General features: G+C 60.8%; 20 protein-coding genes. 6 read left to right on the plus strand and 14 right to left on the minus strand.

Going from position 1 to position 17,095, the window contains the following annotated elements; genetic code table 11:
• Positions 1-6: 6 nt before the first annotated feature.
• From tusD to fkpA, 3 genes are all read right to left on the minus strand, one after another.
• A complete protein-coding gene (gene tusD, locus CPH57_RS19085; protein WP_033645247.1) occupies positions 7-396 on the minus strand; it encodes a sulfurtransferase complex subunit TusD in 390 nt (129 codons plus the stop codon).
• Entirely contained in the window at positions 396-1,118 is a 723-nt protein-coding gene (locus CPH57_RS19090) for a transcriptional regulator (protein ID WP_033645248.1), read from the minus strand. Before CPH57_RS19090 ends, tusD begins: the two co-directional genes overlap by 1 nt.
• 373 nt (positions 1,119-1,491) lie before the next feature.
• Positions 1,492-2,316, minus strand: a complete 825-nt coding sequence (fkpA, locus tag CPH57_RS19095; protein WP_033645249.1) for an FKBP-type peptidyl-prolyl cis-trans isomerase — start codon at positions 2,314-2,316, stop codon at positions 1,492-1,494.
• Between the two features lie 356 nt (positions 2,317-2,672).
• Here fkpA and CPH57_RS19100 point away from each other — a divergent pair, with 356 nt between their 5' ends.
• Positions 2,673-2,900 (plus strand): SlyX family protein, encoded by a 228-nt coding sequence (locus CPH57_RS19100; protein ID WP_033645250.1) that lies wholly within the window; start codon positions 2,673-2,675, stop codon positions 2,898-2,900.
• A gap of 63 nt (positions 2,901-2,963) precedes the next feature.
• Here the strand turns inward: CPH57_RS19100 and slyD are convergent, their stop codons facing one another.
• The 4 genes from slyD to kefG form a co-directional block, all read right to left on the minus strand.
• Complete coding sequence (gene slyD / locus CPH57_RS19105) at positions 2,964-3,551, minus strand: peptidylprolyl isomerase (RefSeq protein ID WP_004930407.1); 588 nt, start codon at positions 3,549-3,551, stop codon at positions 2,964-2,966.
• 112 nt (positions 3,552-3,663) lie between these two features.
• Positions 3,664-3,867 (minus strand): YheV family putative zinc ribbon protein, encoded by a 204-nt coding sequence (locus tag CPH57_RS19110; RefSeq protein WP_015379274.1) that lies wholly within the window; start codon positions 3,865-3,867, stop codon positions 3,664-3,666.
• A 14-nt stretch (positions 3,868-3,881) separates the two neighbouring features.
• Complete coding sequence (gene kefB / locus CPH57_RS19115; protein ID WP_033651722.1) at positions 3,882-5,690, minus strand: glutathione-regulated potassium-efflux system protein KefB; 1,809 nt, start codon at positions 5,688-5,690, stop codon at positions 3,882-3,884.
• 2 nt (positions 5,691-5,692) lie between these two features.
• Complete coding sequence (gene kefG, locus CPH57_RS19120; protein WP_028127618.1) at positions 5,693-6,244, minus strand: glutathione-regulated potassium-efflux system ancillary protein KefG; 552 nt, start codon at positions 6,242-6,244, stop codon at positions 5,693-5,695.
• 129 nt (positions 6,245-6,373) lie between these two features.
• Here kefG and CPH57_RS19125 point away from each other — a divergent pair, with 129 nt between their 5' ends.
• Entirely contained in the window at positions 6,374-8,287 is a 1,914-nt protein-coding gene (locus CPH57_RS19125) for an ABC transporter ATP-binding protein (RefSeq protein ID WP_047026483.1), read from the plus strand.
• A gap of 6 nt (positions 8,288-8,293) precedes the next feature.
• On the opposite strand, the gene tauD is transcribed toward CPH57_RS19125, so the two are convergent.
• The 6 genes from tauD to CPH57_RS19155 all read right to left on the minus strand — a co-directional run bounded on the left by tauD (position 8,294) and on the right by CPH57_RS19155 (position 13,255).
• Positions 8,294-9,142: a taurine dioxygenase gene (gene tauD, locus CPH57_RS19130; RefSeq protein ID WP_033645253.1), complete on the minus strand. Its 849-nt coding sequence runs from the start codon at positions 9,140-9,142 to the stop codon at positions 8,294-8,296.
• Positions 9,139-9,975, minus strand: a complete 837-nt coding sequence (tauC, locus tag CPH57_RS19135; RefSeq protein ID WP_033645254.1) for a taurine ABC transporter permease TauC — start codon at positions 9,973-9,975, stop codon at positions 9,139-9,141. Before tauC ends, tauD begins: the two co-directional genes overlap by 4 nt.
• Positions 9,972-10,739, minus strand: coding sequence for a taurine ABC transporter ATP-binding subunit (gene tauB / locus CPH57_RS19140; RefSeq protein WP_096242647.1), 768 nt, complete (start codon positions 10,737-10,739; stop codon positions 9,972-9,974). Before tauB ends, tauC begins: the two co-directional genes overlap by 4 nt.
• A 9-nt stretch (positions 10,740-10,748) precedes the next feature.
• The gene (gene tauA / locus CPH57_RS19145; protein WP_004930383.1) at positions 10,749-11,744 is read right to left on the minus strand and encodes a taurine ABC transporter substrate-binding protein; all 996 of its coding nucleotides are present in this window, start codon (positions 11,742-11,744) and stop codon (positions 10,749-10,751) included.
• 114 nt (positions 11,745-11,858) lie between these two features.
• Complete coding sequence (locus CPH57_RS19150; protein ID WP_096242648.1) at positions 11,859-12,641, minus strand: PhzF family phenazine biosynthesis protein; 783 nt, start codon at positions 12,639-12,641, stop codon at positions 11,859-11,861.
• A gap of 11 nt (positions 12,642-12,652) precedes the next feature.
• Complete coding sequence (locus CPH57_RS19155; protein ID WP_033645257.1) at positions 12,653-13,255, minus strand: LysE family translocator; 603 nt, start codon at positions 13,253-13,255, stop codon at positions 12,653-12,655.
• A gap of 119 nt (positions 13,256-13,374) precedes the next feature.
• Here CPH57_RS19155 and CPH57_RS19160 point away from each other — a divergent pair, with 119 nt between their 5' ends.
• The 3 genes from CPH57_RS19160 (at position 13,375) to CPH57_RS19170 (ending at position 15,606) form a co-directional block, all read left to right on the plus strand.
• Positions 13,375-14,355 carry a hydrolase gene (locus CPH57_RS19160; RefSeq protein ID WP_096242649.1) on the plus strand — a complete coding sequence of 327 codons (981 nt, stop codon included), beginning with the start codon at positions 13,375-13,377 and terminating at the stop codon, positions 14,353-14,355.
• Positions 14,352-14,585 (plus strand): YheU family protein, encoded by a 234-nt coding sequence (locus tag CPH57_RS19165; protein ID WP_004930376.1) that lies wholly within the window; start codon positions 14,352-14,354, stop codon positions 14,583-14,585. The genes CPH57_RS19160 and CPH57_RS19165 overlap by 4 nt, the downstream gene beginning before the upstream one ends.
• Before the next feature lie 151 nt (positions 14,586-14,736).
• Positions 14,737-15,606 (plus strand): phosphoribulokinase, encoded by an 870-nt coding sequence (locus CPH57_RS19170; RefSeq protein ID WP_042785488.1) that lies wholly within the window; start codon positions 14,737-14,739, stop codon positions 15,604-15,606.
• Positions 15,607-15,644: 38 nt separating this feature from the next.
• On the opposite strand, the gene CPH57_RS19175 is transcribed toward CPH57_RS19170, so the two are convergent.
• Complete coding sequence (locus CPH57_RS19175) at positions 15,645-16,052, minus strand: OsmC family protein (RefSeq protein WP_025304517.1); 408 nt, start codon at positions 16,050-16,052, stop codon at positions 15,645-15,647.
• A gap of 382 nt (positions 16,053-16,434) precedes the next feature.
• Between CPH57_RS19175 and crp the strand changes: the two genes are divergently transcribed.
• The gene (crp, locus tag CPH57_RS19180) at positions 16,435-17,067 is read left to right on the plus strand and encodes a cAMP-activated global transcriptional regulator CRP (RefSeq protein ID WP_004090925.1); all 633 of its coding nucleotides are present in this window, start codon (positions 16,435-16,437) and stop codon (positions 17,065-17,067) included.
• Positions 17,068-17,095 lie beyond the last annotated feature (28 nt).

The following is a 17,095-nucleotide window of genomic DNA, read 5'->3' on the forward strand; positions in this document are numbered from 1 at the left end:
ATTTCCTCAGAACTGCACCAGACGGTCGCAACTCAGCGACGCTTCGGCCAGGGAACCCAGCCCGCTCAGGGTAAAACCGGGCTGCAGGTTGGCGCCGGCCAGCCCCTGCTGCTGCGCTTCCTGTTCGTCGGTGACGCCCCGACGCAGCGCGGCGGCCACGCAGACGTTGAGCGCTACGCCGTGTTGCTGCGCGAGCTGCGTCCAGCCGCGCACCAGATCGAATTCGTCGCTGGCGGGCGCGGTTAACCGGTTGGCGTTCAACACCCCTTCACGGTAGAAAAAGACGCTGGAAAGACGGTGCCCTTTCGCCAGCAAAGCCTGAGCGAATTGATAGGCGCTGCTGGCCTGCTGCGTGCCATAAGCCGGGCCGGTAACCAACAGACAATAGTCGAGCATCAGCGGTCGCTTCCCACCAGATCGCCGCTTTTAAACTGGCGAATGTACAGATAGACGGTGTGTTTGGAGATATTCAGACGATCCGCCACCTGGTTGATCGCATCCTTGATGTCGAAGATGCCTTTCTCATAGAGATTGAGCACCACCTGTCGATTCTTGGCGTTATTGGACACCGAGCGGTCGGCGTTCACCTCTTCGATGGTGAACTCCAGCGTCTGCGCCACCAGATCGTCGACGGAAGAGGCGAAGTTCACCGACGACGGCACGTCCTGCGCTGTCGGCGGCATAAAGGTTTGCATGATCTGCGAGAACGGCACGTCGAGGTTCATGTTGATGCACAACAAACCAATCACCCGCTGCTCGCGATTGCGAATGGCGATAGTCACCGATTTCATCAATACGCCGCTCTTGGCGCGGGTAAAGTAGGCTTTCGACACGCTGCTGTCGTCGCCGGCCATGTCGTGCAGCATGCGCAGCGCCAAGTCGGTAATCGGCGAGCCGATTTTGCGCCCCGTGTGTTCCCCGTTGGCGATGCGCACCGCCGAGCTGTTCAGGTCTTCCAGCGCGTGCAATACGATTTCGCAGTGGCCGCCGATCAACATCGCCAGCCCGTCGACCACCGCTTCATAGGATTTCAGGATTTCATGATCCGTTTGAGTAAACGGACGTTCATTCAGCAAATCAAGTTCGCTGGCTTCGCTGGATAAAAGCGAATTCGACATCGAAGATACCACCCTCATAGATCGCCTGTGCCAGGGGGCGCAGCTAAAACCGCTCGGGCCGGATCGCTGCCGTCGTCGGCGCGCTGCAGCGCGGCTGGCTGAGAGCGGCATAAAACGGCGCGATGACATCCGCGGGCGAGGCGGCCGGGAACAATTTTAGGTACACGCCCTAAGGGGCAGACGCATGACTGATAAGTCAGAATTATTAGTCTAGCAAAGCGGCCGGAGCAAAGTCCTTGCGTTTGCGCGTGGTATTGACGTTAAGCCCGATGCCCGGCAGGCGTCAAGCGTTCAATGGAGAGAGCGGTAGCGGCTGCCGAAATGAAAACCGCCGCGGAGGGCATCCGCGGCGGTGGCAAACAGAGCGACGAGATTATTTCGCTTTGGCGTCGGCTTTGGCGTCGGCCGGTTTTTCGGCTTTAGCGTCAGCTTTCGGCGCCGCTTTCACATCCAGCAGCTCGACGTCGAAGACCAGCGTGGAGTTAGCCGGGATGCCCGGAACGCCGGTTTTACCGTAGGCCAGCGCCGGTGGGATCACCAGCTTGATTTTGCCGCCTTTCTTGATGTGCTTCAGGCCTTCGGTCCAGCCAGGGATCACACCATCCAGACGGAATGACAGCGGCTCACCGCGGGTGTAGGAGTTATCGAACTCGGTACCGTCGGTCAGGGTGCCTTTGTAGTTCACCACCACGGTGTCGCTGTCTTTCGGCGCTTCACCCGCGCCCGGTTTCTCTACCTGATACAGCAGGCCGGATTCGGTTTTCTTCACGCCTTTTTCTTTAGCGAAGCTGTCGCGATACTTGGCGCCTTTGGTTTCGTTGTCCTTGGCGTCCTGCTCCATCTTCGCCTGAGCGGAAGCCTTCACGCGCGCTTCAAAGCCCTGCAGGGTCTTTTCGATGTCGGCGTCGTTCAGCTTGCTCTTGTTAGCGAAAGCGTCCTGAACGCCGGCGATCAGCTGATCTTTGTCCAGCTTGATGCCCAGCTTCTCTTGCTCTTTCAGAGAGTTGTCCATGTAACGGCCAAGAGAGGCGCCCAGTGCGTAAGCCGCTTGCTCGTCGTCGTTTTTGAACTTGCCGGTGCTTGGCGCTGCTGCCGCGTCTGCCGCCGGTTTAGCGGCATCGGCTGCCATGACCTGGGTCGCATTCAGAGCAAAAGCCATGGTGGTTGCCAGAAGCGTGACTTTAAACAAAGATTTCATCCATTTCTCCAATGTCTGAAGCAATGCCCCAAACAATCATTAGGTAAGATAACCGGGCTACTATAGCTGCCTGAAACAAAACAAAACAGTCGCACAGGTAACCAATCGAGTCAAAGTGTGACTCCCGCTTTGCCAAGAAGTTTCCCGCTGCGTGCTACTCACATGATAAATCAGATTTTTCTTGCAGAATATTCGGCGAGGTTAGCAAAAAACGGCGAATCAGGCGTGCAGCTTTTCAGCACTTTACACTGCCGATCGCAACGTTGCGCGCCGCCCAAAGAAATAGCGCGGGCAAACCCGACGCCAGCTGTTACCATAGCGCCGAATCAGGATTTTATCGCGTCAGAGGTAGCCTCATGCACAACGCCGACATTCAAAGCCTGCTACAGCGGCTTGAAGAACTGGAAAGCCGTCAGGCTTTTCAAGAGCTCACTATCGAAGAGCTCAACCAGACCGTCACCCAGCATCAGATGGAAATGCTGAAGATGCGCGAGCACCTGCGCATGTTGACCGACAAACTGCGCTCGACCCAAACCTCGATGATCGCCTCGCAATCGGAAGAAACCCCTCCGCCGCACTATTGAGGGGCGCCGCGCATAAAAAAGGGCAGCCAATGGCTGCCCTCTCGTCTCGGGATTGCGTTCTGCTTAGTGGCAGCCGCAACCGCCGTTGCCGCAACCGCCTTTACCGTGGTCGTGACCATGGTCGTGATCGTGGCTATGGCCGTGACCGCCGCAGCAGCCTTCACCGTGCTCGTGGTGATGATCGTGCTCGCCGTGTACGTGACCGTGCGCCAGTTCTTCTGCGGTCGCTTCGCGGATCGCGACAACTTCCACGTTGAAGTTCAGGTTTTGGCCGGCCAGCATGTGGTTGCCGTCAACCACAACGTGGTCGCCGTCAACTTCGGTGATTTCAACCGGTACCGGGCCCTGATCGGTGTCAGCCAGGAAACGCATGCCGACCTGCAGTTCGTCAACGCCCATGAAGACGTCTTTCGGTACGCGCTGCACCAGGTTTTCGTCGTAGTTGCCGTACGCGTCGTTCGCGCCGACGTGAACGTCAAAACGATCGCCAACGTCGTGGCCTTCGAGCGCTTTTTCCAGACCTGCGATCAGAGAACCATGCCCGTGCAGATAGTCCAGCGGTGCGCTCACCGGAGACTCATCAACCAAAACACCGTCTTCTGTACGTACTTGGTAAGCCAGGCTGACCACCAAGTCTTTTGCTACTTTCATGATATCTCCTACCGTTGGCTACTAGGACGCGCACCGTTATCGGGATGCGCGCCTTTTCCGGACAGATTGTAACGGAAATCTGCCTCGCTGTACCCTCCGGGATAAAAAAACGCTACTTCGGCTGAAAAATGCCGATCACCTGCTCTTGCGGTCGAACGTGTTTTTCCACCTGTTGTTCGGTCTGGCGCTGGTGATGGCCGCACTTGACGCACTCCACCACTTCCACCTGATCCTCCCGCCATACCGCCAGCGTATCCATGGCGCTACAGCTCGGGCACACCGCTCCGGCGATAAATCTCTTACGTGTTGCAGACATCGTTATGCTCCCGCTTATTCGTATTCATCCCAGCCGTCAAACTGGCGACTTTCTTTTTGCATTTCGCGATGGAAGAGCTCTTCCAGCTCGCGCCGCGCCTCTTTCACGCGAGAAATTTGCGCCACGTCGCCCTGATGCGGCGGCATCAGCTCACGCAGCATGCGCATATCCAGACGACGGAAATGCTGCTGGGCGCGAAAGGCCTGATGCGGGTGCATGCCCAATTCCATCAGCGCCTTGCGCCCCAGTTCCAGCGCGCTGGAGAAGGTCTCGCGGCTGAACTGTTTTACGCCCGCCTGCAGCAGCTCATGCGCCTCCACGCGGCCGCGCGCGCGCGCCAGGATGCTCAGGTTCGGGAAGTGCTGCTGGCACAGCCGCACGATCGCCATGGTGTCTTCCGGCTCATTGCTGGTGATCACGATCGACTTGGCCTTCTCTGCGCCTGCCGCGCGCAGCAGCTCCAGCTCGGTGGCGTCGCCGTAATAGACCTTGTAACCGTAGCGACGCAGCACGCCGACGGCGCTGACGTCGCGTTCCAGTACGGTAATGCGCATTTTGTTGGCCATCAGCAGGCGGCCGATCACCTGGCCAAAACGTCCGAAGCCGACGATGATCACCTGCGGATCGTCATCTTCCACGTACGGCGTCTCCTCGTCTTCGTCTTTGGCGTTATAGCGGCGCGCCAAAATGCGATCGATGGCCTGCATCAACAGCGGCGTGGTCATCATCGACAGCGTCACCACCACCAGCAGCAAAGAGAGTTGATCCGGCTGCAGCACCTTTTGGGCGCCCGCCGCCGAAAACAGCACGAAGGCGAACTCACCGCCCTGGCTGAGCACGCCGGCGAACTGCAGGCGAACCGAACTGCGCAGGCCGAACAGGCGCGACACGCCGTAGAGCACGCCGGATTTCACCGCCACCAACGCCAACACGCCGATCAACACCTCGGCCAGATGGGTGTAGAGCACGCCGATATTCAACACCATACCCACCGAGATAAAGAACAGCCCCAGCAGCAGCCCTTTAAACGGCTCGATGGAGATCTCCAGTTCGTGGCGGTATTCGCTCTCCGCCAGCAGCACGCCGGCGATGAAGGTGCCGAGCGCCATCGACAGGCCGAGCGTCTCCATAAACAGCGCCGAGCCGAGTACCAGCAGCAGCGCCGCGGCGGTAAAGATCTCGCGCACGCCGGAAGCGGCGATATAGCGGAACAGCGGCCGCAGCAGGAAGCGGCCGCCGATCAGCATGCCGCCGAACGCCGCCACCTTGAGCGCGATCTTCGCCCAGTCGTCGCTGGTGCCGCCGGCGCCGGCCAGAATGGGGATCAACGCCAGCGCCGGGATCACCGCCATATCCTGGAACAGCAGCACCGAGAAACCCAGCTGCCCGCCTTCGTTGCGGTTCATGCCCTTTTCGCGCATCAGCTGCAGCGCCATGGCGGTGGAAGACATCGCCAGGCCAACGCCGCCGATCACCGCCGCCTGCCAGGCGAAGTGCGTCAGGTACAGCAATGCGCCCAGCACCGCCGCGGTGATCAGCACCTGGCCGGCGCCGGCGCCGAAAATCGAGCGCCGCAGCTCCCACAGCTTGCTGGGGTTCAGCTCCAGGCCGATGATGAACATCAGGAACACCACGCCCAGCTCGGAGAAGTGCAGGATCTCGTCAACGTCGCGAATAAAACCCAATCCCCACGGGCCGATGGCGATGCCGGCGATCAGATAACCCAGCACCGCGCCGATCCCCAGGCGACGGGCGATCGGCACCGTCACCACCGCGGCAAACAGGAACAGTAAAATGGCGGTCAGTAAGGTCGATCCTTCCATGATCACCGCCCCCCGTGCGGCAGCGGGTGGCTCAGCCACTCCCCGTAGGCGTCTGCGTGGCTGCGCAGCACCTCCGGCTTTTGCCGCCGCGCCCAATAGACCACGAACGGCGTCAACCAGTGCATATGGCACATCCCGGCGGTCAACTCGAACGGCCGCAGGATATCTTCCATCGGATAATGGTTATAACCGCCGGTGCGGTAGGCGCCTTCCGGCTCGCCGGTGGTGATCACCGAACGCCAGTATTTGCCCGCCAGCGCATTGCCGCCCACGCCGCTGGCGAAGCCGCGCGCCAGCACGCGATCCAGCCATTCCTTCAGCAGCGCCGGGCAGCTGTAGGTATACAGCGGGTGCTGAAACACGATGACCTGATGCTCACGCAGCAGCTGTTGTTCGTGATGAATATCGATAAAAAAATCAGGGTAGTGCGCGTAGAGATCGTGCACGGTGACATGTTCCAATTGCTGCGCCGGTCGAAGCAAAACCCGGTTCGCCACCGAGTCATGGGATTCCGGATGGGCATACAGCAGCAAGACCTTGGGCGGCTGCGACATCATTCCCCTCCAAAGCGTCGTCAGGGTAGCGGTTTTCCGTTACCATGCATCGCAAAGACAAAAACAGCGCGCGGTGCGCGTTCTGTTACCTTAATGATAATTTAACATACTCTGAACATACGGCGCTTTATGATTGTATTCTCCTCGCTACAAATCCGACGCGGCATCCGCGTCCTGCTGGACAACGCCACGGCGACGGTTAATCCAGGTCAGAAGGTCGGCCTGGTCGGCAAAAACGGCTGCGGCAAATCCACGCTGTTGTCGCTGCTGAAGGGCGAGATCGCGGCGGATGGCGGCAGCTTCACCTTCCCCGGCAACTGGGCGCTGGCCTGGGTCAACCAGGAGACGCCGGCGCTGGACGTGCCGGCGATCGAGTATGTTATCGACGGCGACCGCGAGTTTCGCCAGCTCGAAGCCGAACTGCAGGCCGCCAACGACCGCAACGACGGCCACGCCATCGCCACCCTGCACGGCAAGCTGGACGCCATCGACGCCTGGACCATTCGTTCCCGCGCCGCCAGCCTGCTGCACGGTCTCGGCTTCTCCAACGAACAACTGCAAAGCCCGGTGCGCGACTTTTCCGGCGGCTGGCGCATGCGTCTTAACCTGGCGCAGGCGTTGGTGTGCCGTTCCGATCTGCTGCTGCTCGACGAACCGACCAACCACCTGGATCTCGATGCGGTGATCTGGCTGGAGCGCTGGCTGAAAAGCTATCCCGGCACGCTGGTGCTTATCTCGCACGACCGCGACTTCCTCGATCCGATCGTCGACAAGATCCTGCATATCGAACAGCAGACGATGAACGAGTACACCGGCAACTACTCGTCGTTCGAACGCCAACGCGCCACCAAACTGGCGCAGCAGCAGTCGCTGTATCAGCACCAGCAAGAAAAAGTGGCGCACCTGCAAAGCTATATCGACCGTTTCCGCGCGCAGGCGACCAAGGCCAAGCAGGCGCAGAGCCGCATCAAGATGCTGGAACGCATGGAGCTGATCGCCCCGGCGCACGTCGACAACCCGTTCACCTTCAGCTTCCGCCCGCCGGAAAGCCTGCCGAACCCGCTGCTGCGCATGGAAAAAGTCAGCGCCGGGTACGGCGACAAGGTGATCCTGAAGTCCATCAAACTGAACCTGGTACCCGGCTCACGCATTGGCCTGCTCGGCCGCAACGGCGCCGGTAAATCGACGCTGATCAAACTGCTGGCCGGCACCCTGGAGCCGCTGAGCGGCGAGATCGGCCTGGCGAAAGGCATCAAGCTGGGTTACTTCGCTCAGCACCAGCTGGAATTCCTGCGCGCCGACGAATCGCCGCTGCAGCACCTGAGCCGCATCGCGCCACGGGTGCTGGAGCAACAGCTGCGCGATTATCTGGGCGGTTTCGGCTTCCAGGGCGACAAGGTCAGTGAAATCACCGAACGCTTCTCCGGCGGCGAGAAGGCGCGGCTGGTGCTGGCGCTGATCGTCTGGCAGCGCCCGAACCTGCTGCTGCTCGATGAGCCGACCAACCACCTGGATCTCGACATGCGCCAGGCGCTGACCGAGGCGCTGATCGATTTCGAAGGCGCATTGGTGGTGGTCTCGCACGACCGTCACCTGCTGCGCTCCACCACCGACGATCTGTACCTGGTGCACGATGGCCAGGTCGAGCCTTTCGAAGGCGATCTCGACGATTACCAGCAGTGGCTGATCGATCTGCAGCGCCAGGAAAGCCAACAGGACGCGCCGGAAAAAGAGAGCGGCAGCAACAGCGCACAGGCGCGCAAGGATCAAAAACGCCGCGAGGCGGAGTTCCGTACGCAAACCCAACCGCTGCGCAAGCAGATCGCCAAACTGGAACAGCAGATGGAAAAACTGGGCGCCGAACTGGCGGCGGTGGAAGAGCAGTTGGCGGATTCCGCACTGTACGACATCAGCCGCAAGGCCGAGTTGACCGACTGCCTGCAAAAGCAGAGCCAGGTCAAATCCGCGCTGGAAGAGACGGAAATGACCTGGCTGGATGCGCAGGAACAGCTGGAGCAGTTAACGCAGGCGTTCGACGCCTAACCGTTTTTACGCCTTGTAAAAGGGCTTGTCCCCCAGAATGGTCGCGCGGTGCATGATGCGCCGCTGCGGCAGATAATCCGCGTTGGCGTAGTGCTGCGTCACGCGGTTATCCCAGATCGCCACGTCATTCTCCTGCCAACGCCAGCGCACCTGAAACTCCGGTTTGGTGATGTGAGCAAACAGGAAATTCAGTAAAGCGTCGCTCTCCTTCGGCGCCAGATCGACGATCCGCGTGGTGAACCCTTCATTGACGAACAGCGCCTGCCGGCCGCTGACCGGATGGGTACGCACCACCGGATGCAACAGCGGCGGGTTTTTCTGCACCGCCAGTTGCCAGCGCTGATGCTCTTCTTCACTGCCGCGATGCTTGTGCTCCGGGAACGACTTGGTGAAGTCATGTTCCGCGCGCAGCCCCGCGAGCAGCGTTCTGAACGGTGCCGACAGCGCCTCATAGGCGGCGATGCCGCTGGCCCACAGCGTATCGCCGCCGGTGGCAGGCAGCGTCTTGGCCGCCAGGATCGCCCCCAGCGGCGGGTTCTCGATAAAGGTCACGTCGGTGTGCCAGTTGTCGTTGTCCGGCGGGTTGTCGTCGTGGGTATCGAGCACGATGATCTCTTCCACGTCGGTGGCGTGCGGATAGACCGGATGGATGTGCAGATCGCCGAAGCGGCCGGCCAGATCGCGCTGCTGCAGCGGCGTGATCGGCTGGTTGCGGAAGAACAGCACCTGATGCTTGAGCAGCGCATGATAAAGCTGTTCAAACTGGCCGTCGCCCAGCGGCCGGGCCAACTCGACGTTTTCCACCAGCGCCCCGATGTAAGGCCCCAGCGGGGTGATATTCAGACGTTCGTTCATTGCTGTACTCCATGCCACGGGGTCAATCGGCGCTGCAGGGCGCGCAGCCCCAGCTCCAACCCAAATGCAATCACCGCAATCACGCCGATGCCGGCCAGCACCACGTCGGTCGCCAGAAACTCACCGGCGGATTGCACCATAAATCCCAGGCCGCGCGTGGCGGCGATCAGTTCGGCGGCTACCAGCGTCGACCAGCCGACGCCCAGCCCGATGCGAATGCCGGTCAGGATCTCCGGCAGCGCGCTCGGCAGCACCACGAAACGCAGCACCTGCCAACGCGTGGCGCCCAACGCGCGGGCGGCGCGCACCCGTACCTGCGCCACGCTGCGCACGCCCGCCACGGCGGACAGCGTCACCGGCGCGAAAATCGCCAGATAAATCAGCAAGATCTTCGAGGTTTCGCCGATGCCGAACCAAATCACCATCAGCGGCAAATACGCCAACGGCGGCACCGGACGATAGATCTCAATCAGCGGATCGAGGATGCCGCGCACCGTGTCGTTCAGCCCCATGGCGATGCCCACCGGAATGCCGACGATCACCGCCGCCAGCAGCGCCACCAAAATGCGCCCCAGGCTGGCCGCCAGATGCTGCCACAGCGTGGCGTCCATAAAGCCTTGCGGGCTGGCGATGGTGATCAGCTGATGCAATACCTGCTGCGGCGCCGGCAGGAACAGCGGGCTGATCAGCTGCAGCGCCGTCACGCCCCACCAGACGATCAACACCGTCAACAGCGTGGCGCCGCTCAGCCAAACGTTGCGCGGCACGCTGAAACGGCGCGTCGCTTTGCCCTGCGGCTGCGCCGCGGCCTTTAACGTGGAATGCAGGCTCATAACAAGGCCTCGCGCTGTTGGAAAACTTTGCCCAGCACGTATTCGCGCTGCGCGATAAATTCAGGATCGGACTTAATTGAGCGGCAGGCTTCGCCGTCGGCATAGCGTTGGCCGAAGTTCAGCGACAGCCGCTCCACCACCTGCCCCGGCCCCGGCGACAGCAGCAACAGCTCGCTGGCGAGGAACACCGCCTCTTCAATATCGTGAGTGATCAGCAGCACCTGCTTGCCGGTATCGCGCCAGATGGTCAGCAGCAGCTCTTGCATCTGCTCGCGAGTGAACGCGTCCAGCGCGCCGAACGGTTCATCCAGCAACAGCAGACGCGGATCGGCGGCCAGGGCGCGGGCGATGCCGACGCGTTGGCGCATGCCGCCGGAAAGCTGCCAGATGAAATGCCGCTCGTAACCGGCCAGACCGACGCGCTGCAACATCTGCTCCGCCACCTGGCGGCGCTGCGCCTTGCCGACGCCGGCCAGCTGCAGGCCGAACTCGACGTTGTCCAGCACGTTACGCCACGGCAGTAAACCCTCATGCTGGAACACCACGCCCCGTTCGGCGCTTGGGCCATGAACGGACGTTCCATCCAGCGTGATGCTGCCAGCTGAAGGCTCGATAAACCCGGCGATTAAATTCAGCAGCGTGGTTTTGCCGCAGCCCGACGGGCCGAGCACCACCACCAGTTGCCCGGCGGCGATCTGGAACGACACGTCACGCAGCGCGGGCCGCCCCTGATACTCTGCTGAAAGATGGCTGACGTTTAGCATCCTGCTTCCTTACGACTGCGGCGCAGCCTGCACCTGTTTCACAAAACGGTCGGTCACATAAGCGCTGTAATCGCTGTCGACCTGCGGGATCTTGCCCTGCTGCTTGAGGAATTCGGCGGTATCGCGGATCGCCTTGTCCACCGGCTGGCCGAGTTGGGCGACCTGATCCGCCACCGGCAGATAACGGTTCCCCTTCACCAGCTCCGGCACCTGCGCTTCCGGCACGCCGCTCAAGCGCGCCAAGGTGCTGAGATGGCTCGGATCTTTCAGCCACTGTTCCGGCGCTGCCAGGTAGGCCTTCTGCGCCTGCAGGGCGCTGGCGGCAAAGGCGGTCACCACGTCGGGATGTTTCTCGGCGAAGTCTTTGCGCACCACCCACACGTCCAGGGTTGGCGAACCCCATTCGCCCACCTGCGCGGAGTCGGTCAACACCTTGCCCTGTTTGGCCAGTTCGTTGACCACCGGCGCCCAGACGTAGGCGCCGTCGATGTCGCCGCGCTGCCAGGCGGCGGCGATGGCCGGCGGCTGCAGATTGAGGATCTTCACCTGTTCAGGCTTGATGCCCCAATGTTTGAGCGAGGCCAGCAGGCTGTAATGAGTCGTAGAAATAAACGGCACCGCGATGCGCTTGCCGATCAGATCCTGCGGGCTTTTGATGTCATTCTTCACCACCAGCGCTTCGGAACTGCCGAGCTGCGAGGCGATGAGGAACACTTCGATGGGGAGTTTTTGGCTGGCGGCCACCGCCAGCGGGCTGGAGCCGATATTGCCGATCTGCACGTCGCCGGAGGCCAGCGCGCGCAACACGCTGGAGCCGCTGTCGAACTTACGCCAGTCGACGGTCGCACCGGACTGTTTGGCGAAGCTGTTTTCCGCCTGCGCCACCTTGGCCGGCTCCGCCGACGTCTGGTACGCCACGGTGACGTCCACCGCATAGGCGCTGGCCGCGCTGAGCGACAGCGCCAGCAGCGCCGCGTTGCGTAAAGAAAAGAGTTTGCCCGCCATGTTCCGCTCCGTTGATAAAAATCTGTTCAGTTGCTGACAGTTTTATCTGAGCGATGACGGGCGATAAAAGAATAAAAAAGTCTTCTTTATTACCTTAGGTAATATTAAAGCGAATCACAGCACGATCGTCCCGCGCAAGAACACGTGAGCGTAGCCGCCGAGCAACGTGCGGTCCCCTTGCAGTTCGCAGAACAGCTCGCCGCCGCGCGCCGAAATCTGCCGGGCGTGCAGCCGATGGCGGCCGAGACGCGCCGTCCAGTAAGGCATCAACGTACAATGCGCGGAACCGGTCACCGGATCCTCGCCGCCGTCGAGCGTGAAATAGCGCGAAACGAAGTCCACGGTGTCACCCGGCGCGGTGACGATCACCGCGCGGCCGGCCAATGCGATCAGCGCCGGGATGTCCGGGCGCAGCGCGCGCACCTGCGCCTCATTTTCCACCACCGCCAGCAGCGCTTTCGCCTGCCACACTTCCTGCGGCTGCACGCCCAGCAGCGCCGCGAGGCCCGCCGGTTCGGCGACTTTCTGCGGCGGCCTGGCGGGGAAATCAAGCACCAGCCGCTCCCCGTCCCGCTCATCGCGCTTGACGAACAGCTCGCCGCTGGCCGATCTGAAGCGAATATCCTTCAGCGCCGGGTTAACCGCGCTGAACATCACATGCGCCGCCGCCAGCGTGCCGTGGCCGCAAAGATCGACCTCACGCTCCGGGGTAAACCAGCGAATGGCGGTCATGTCGCCGTCATCCCAGACAAAGCTGGTTTCCGGCAGGCCGATCTCGTTGGCGATCGCCTGCAGCCGCTCCGTCGGCAGCGGCTGCGTCAGCAGGCAGACCCCGGCCGGGTTGCCGCGCAGCCCCTCACCGGTAAAGGCGACCACGTGATAATAGTTTTCCGCCATCGTTCCGCTCCTTAATGCCAAATCAGTAATACACAGGCTGCAGTCAGCAGCCCCATGGAAACGTTGAAGATAATCCAGGCCTTTTTGCTGCGCAGCAGGCGGCCGATCACCGTGCCGAACGCCAGCCAGATAACGCCGGCGACGATGTTGACCGCCAAAATGCCCAGCGCGATCGCCGCAATGGAACCGTTGTACTTATCGCCCGCCAGACTGAAGCTCGCCACCGCGCCCAGCGCCATCAGCCAGGCTTTCGGGTTGAGGAACTGCAACAGCCAGCCCTGATACAGCCGCACCGGCTGCGGCGGCGCCACGTCGGTTTCCAGCTTTTCATAGGCGGCGGTGGCGACTTTCCACGCCAGCCACAGCAGGTACAAACTGCCGAGGATTTTCAGGATCAGGTGCAGCGACGGGTAAACCAGGATCAGGCTGCCGACGCCGAAGGCCACCAGCAGCAAAATGCTTTGCATGCCGAGCATGATGCCGATCATCAGCCACAGCGAACGCATAAAGCCGAAATGAGCGCCGGAGGTGGTCAGCAGCAGGTTATTGGGGCCAGGCGTGATGGCGGCGACCCACAGGAAGCCCAGCATCGAAAGGAATAAACTCGGTTCCATGGCACGGGTGCTCCTCACCCAAGGCGCTTTTTTGCAGTATCATTGTCAGTTATTGGTATTGAAGCTAACAGTGCGCCTGGGATCTCACAATAGTCGCCAACAACATTTTTACTCCGCCTATGCATGACGTCTTTCGCCCCCTGACCGGGGCCAGTAACCCGCACCTGCAAACGCTGTTGCCGCGGCTGGTGCGCCGCCGCGTGTTATTGAAACCGCATTGGCAACGGCTGGAATTGCCCGACGGCGATTTCGTCGATCTCGCCTGGAGCGAGGATCCGGCGCAGGCGCGCGACAAACCGCGCGCGGTGCTGTTCCACGGTCTGGAGGGCAGCTTCTACAGCCCCTACGCGCATGGCCTGCTCAACGCCTGGCGCGAACGTGGCTGGCTCGGGGTGGTGATGCACTTTCGCGGCTGCAGCGGCGTGCCCAACCGCAAACAGCGCATCTACCACTCCGGCGAAACCGAAGACGCGCGTTTCTTCCTGCGCTGGCTGCACGACCGCTACGGCGAGGTGCCAACCGCGGCAGTAGGCGTTTCGCTCGGCGGCAACATGCTGGCCTGTTATCTGGCGCAGCAAGGCGCCGACAGCCTGCTGCAGGCGGCGGTGGTGGTCTCGGCGCCGCTGATGCTGGAGCCCTGCGCCTATCGCATGGAGCAAGGTTTCTCCCGCGTCTATCAGCGCTACCTGTTGGGGCAGCTGAAACAAAACGCCACCCGCAAGCTGTTGCACTACCCGGACACCCTGCCGCTCAAGCTGTCACAGCTGAACGGGTTGCGGCGCATCCGCGAATTCGACGACGCCATCACCTCGCGCATTCACGGCTTCAGCGACGCCACCGATTATTATCGCCGCTGCAGCGCCCTGCCGCTGTTGCCGGCGATCCAAACGCCGCTGCTGATCATCCATGCGAAGGACGATCCCTTCATGACCCATGAGGTGATCCCCGACGTCGCCGGCCTGCCGCGCAATATCGAATATCAGCTGACCGAGTTCGGCGGCCACGTCGGCTTTGTCGGCGGCACGCTGAAAAAACCGCACATGTGGCTGGAGCATCGCATTCCGGCCTGGCTTTCCCCTTATCTGGACATCCCGACGTGATCATTCCCTGGCAAGAACTGGCAACCGACACCCTGAACAGCCTGATCGAATCCTTTGTGCTGCGTGAAGGCACCGATTACGGCGAGCACGAACGATCGCTGGAGCAGAAGGTGGAGGACGTGCGCCGCCAGCTGAAAAACGGCGAGGTGGTGCTGGTGTGGTCGGAACTGCATGAGAGCGTCAACATCATGCCGCGCGGTCAGTTCCGCGCCGGGCAGGAAGAAATTTAGTGGCGCCCGGTTCTATGACTGACGGAAAAAATCAGGTAACAATGGGACATTGCAAACCAGCGCGCGCCATTTTTTCCTGACATAGAGAGCGTCAACAAGAGCCACAATAATCCCCTGACGCCGGCGCATTCAACACGGAGTGACAACCACCATGTCTGCCAAACATCCCGTTATCGCGGTGACCGGTTCCAGCGGCGCCGGCACCACCACCACCAGCGTGGCGTTCCGCAAAATCTTCCAACAGCTCAACATTCGCGCCGCCGAGCTGGAGGGCGACAGCTTCCACCGCTACACCCGGCCGGAAATGGACGCGGCGATCCGCAAGGCGCGCGATCTGGGCAGACACATCAGCTATTTCGGCCCCGAGGCCAACGACTTCGGTCTGCTGCAGCAGAGCTTTATCGAGTACGGCAAAAATGGCACCGGCCGTTCGCGCAAGTACCTGCACACCTACGACGAAGCGGTACCCTACAATCAGGTGCCGGGCACCTTCACCCCGTGGGAGCCGCTGCCGGCGCCGACCGACGTGCTGTTCTACGAGGGGCTGCACGGCGGTGTGGTCACCGAGCACCATGACGTGGCCAACCACGTCGATCTGCTGGTCGGCGTGGTGCCGATCGTCAACCTGGAGTGGATACAGAAGCTGATCCGCGATACCGGCGAACGCGGCCACTCCCGCGAGGCGGTGATGGATTCGGTGGTGCGTTCGATGGAAGACTACATCAACTACATCACGCCGCAGTTCTCGCGCACCCACATCAACTTCCAGCGCGTACCGACGGTGGATACTTCCAACCCGTTCGCCGCCAAAGCCATTCCCTCACTGGATGAAAGCTTCGTGGTGATCCACTTCCGCGGGCTGGATCAGATTGACTTCCCCTATTTGCTGGCGATGCTGCAGGGCTCGTTTATCTCGCACATCAATACGTTAGTGGTGCCGGGCGGCAAGATGGGGCTGGCGATGGAGCTGATCATGGCGCCGCTGGTGCAGCGGCTGCTGGAAGGCAAGAAGATCGAATAAACGCGTTGAGCGCGGCGGCGGGCCGCGCTCCGTCTCGATTACGCCGGCTGGCGGATCTCGAAGCTGTGGGTCACCGTGGCGGCCTTGTTGAGCATCAGCGCCACCGAGCAGTACTTCTCCGCCGACAGGTTCACCGCTCGCTCTACGATTTTGTCGGTCAGATCCTGGCCGGTGACGATGAAGTGCAGGTTGATATGGGTGAACAACCGCGGGGCTTCTGCACGGCGCTCGGAGGTCAGCTTCACCTCGCAGTCGCGCACGTCGTTGCGCCCTTTTTGCAGGATGGACACCACGTCGATCGCGCTGCAGCCACCCACCGACATCAGCACCATCTCCATCGGGCTGGGCGCTTTATCGCCGGCGTTGCCGTCCATCAGCACCTGGTGGCCGGAGGCCGATTCACCCAAAAACGTTAACCCTTCCACCCACTTAACTCTTGCCTGCATTCTGGTCACTCCGGTTGATTTCTTAAAATCAGAGTACGCTTTCGCATAGAAACAGGCAACGTAACCTGATGCTAATCATGCTGAAGCGAGACAACACGAGACACCCGCCTTACTCTGTGCTACAAACAGAGCCGCAATAAATCTTTCCGGGACACTGAATTTCAGGGAAACGCCCAGAGAAAGGCTCCTTTACCGGTATGTTAACAGAATGTAGCTTGCAGCGCTTACGGCAAGTTAATATGCTAGAGCGACAGCGTATTTTTATGACACGCCTCAAAACTTGCCGGTAGCCCTCGCTCATAACTGCGGCTACAGGCGGGTTTTACAGGGAACTCTGACCCCTGTGACACAAGGCAGCGATAACAACAGAGGATAACAGCGAATGGTTCTCGGCAAACCGCAAACAGACCCTACTCTCGAATGGTTCCTGTCTCATTGCCATATCCACAAATATCCATCGAAGAGTACGCTGATTCACCAAGGTGAAAAGGCCGAAACGCTTTACTACATCGTGAAAGGCTCCGTCGCGGTGCTGATCAAGGATGAAGAAGGTAAAGAGATGATCCTGTCCTACCTCAACCAGGGGGATTTCATCGGCGAGCTCGGATTGTTCGAAGAAGGTCAGGAGCGCAGCGCCTGGGTTCGCGCCAAAACCGCCTGTGAAGTGGCCGAAATTTCCTACAAGAAATTCCGCCAGTTGATCCAGGTTAACCCGGACATCCTGATGCGTCTGTCCGCCCAAATGGCGAGCCGCCTGCAGGTCACTTCCGAAAAAGTGGGCAACCTCGCCTTCCTGGACGTCACCGGCCGCATCGCGCAAACCCTGCTGAATCTGGCGAAGCAACCCGACGCCATGACTCACCCGGACGGCATGCAGATCAAGATCACCCGCCAGGAAATCGGCCAGATCGTCGGCTGCTCGCGTGAAACCGTTGGCCGTATTCTGAAAATGCTGGAAGACCAAAACCTGATTTCCGCCCACGGCAAGACCATTGTCGTCTACGGCACCCGTTAATCCCTGAAGAAACGGCGCAATCTGCGCC

Source organism: Serratia sp. JKS000199, from assembly GCF_900215455.1.
Lineage (GTDB): Bacteria > Pseudomonadota > Gammaproteobacteria > Enterobacterales > Enterobacteriaceae > Serratia > Serratia ureilytica.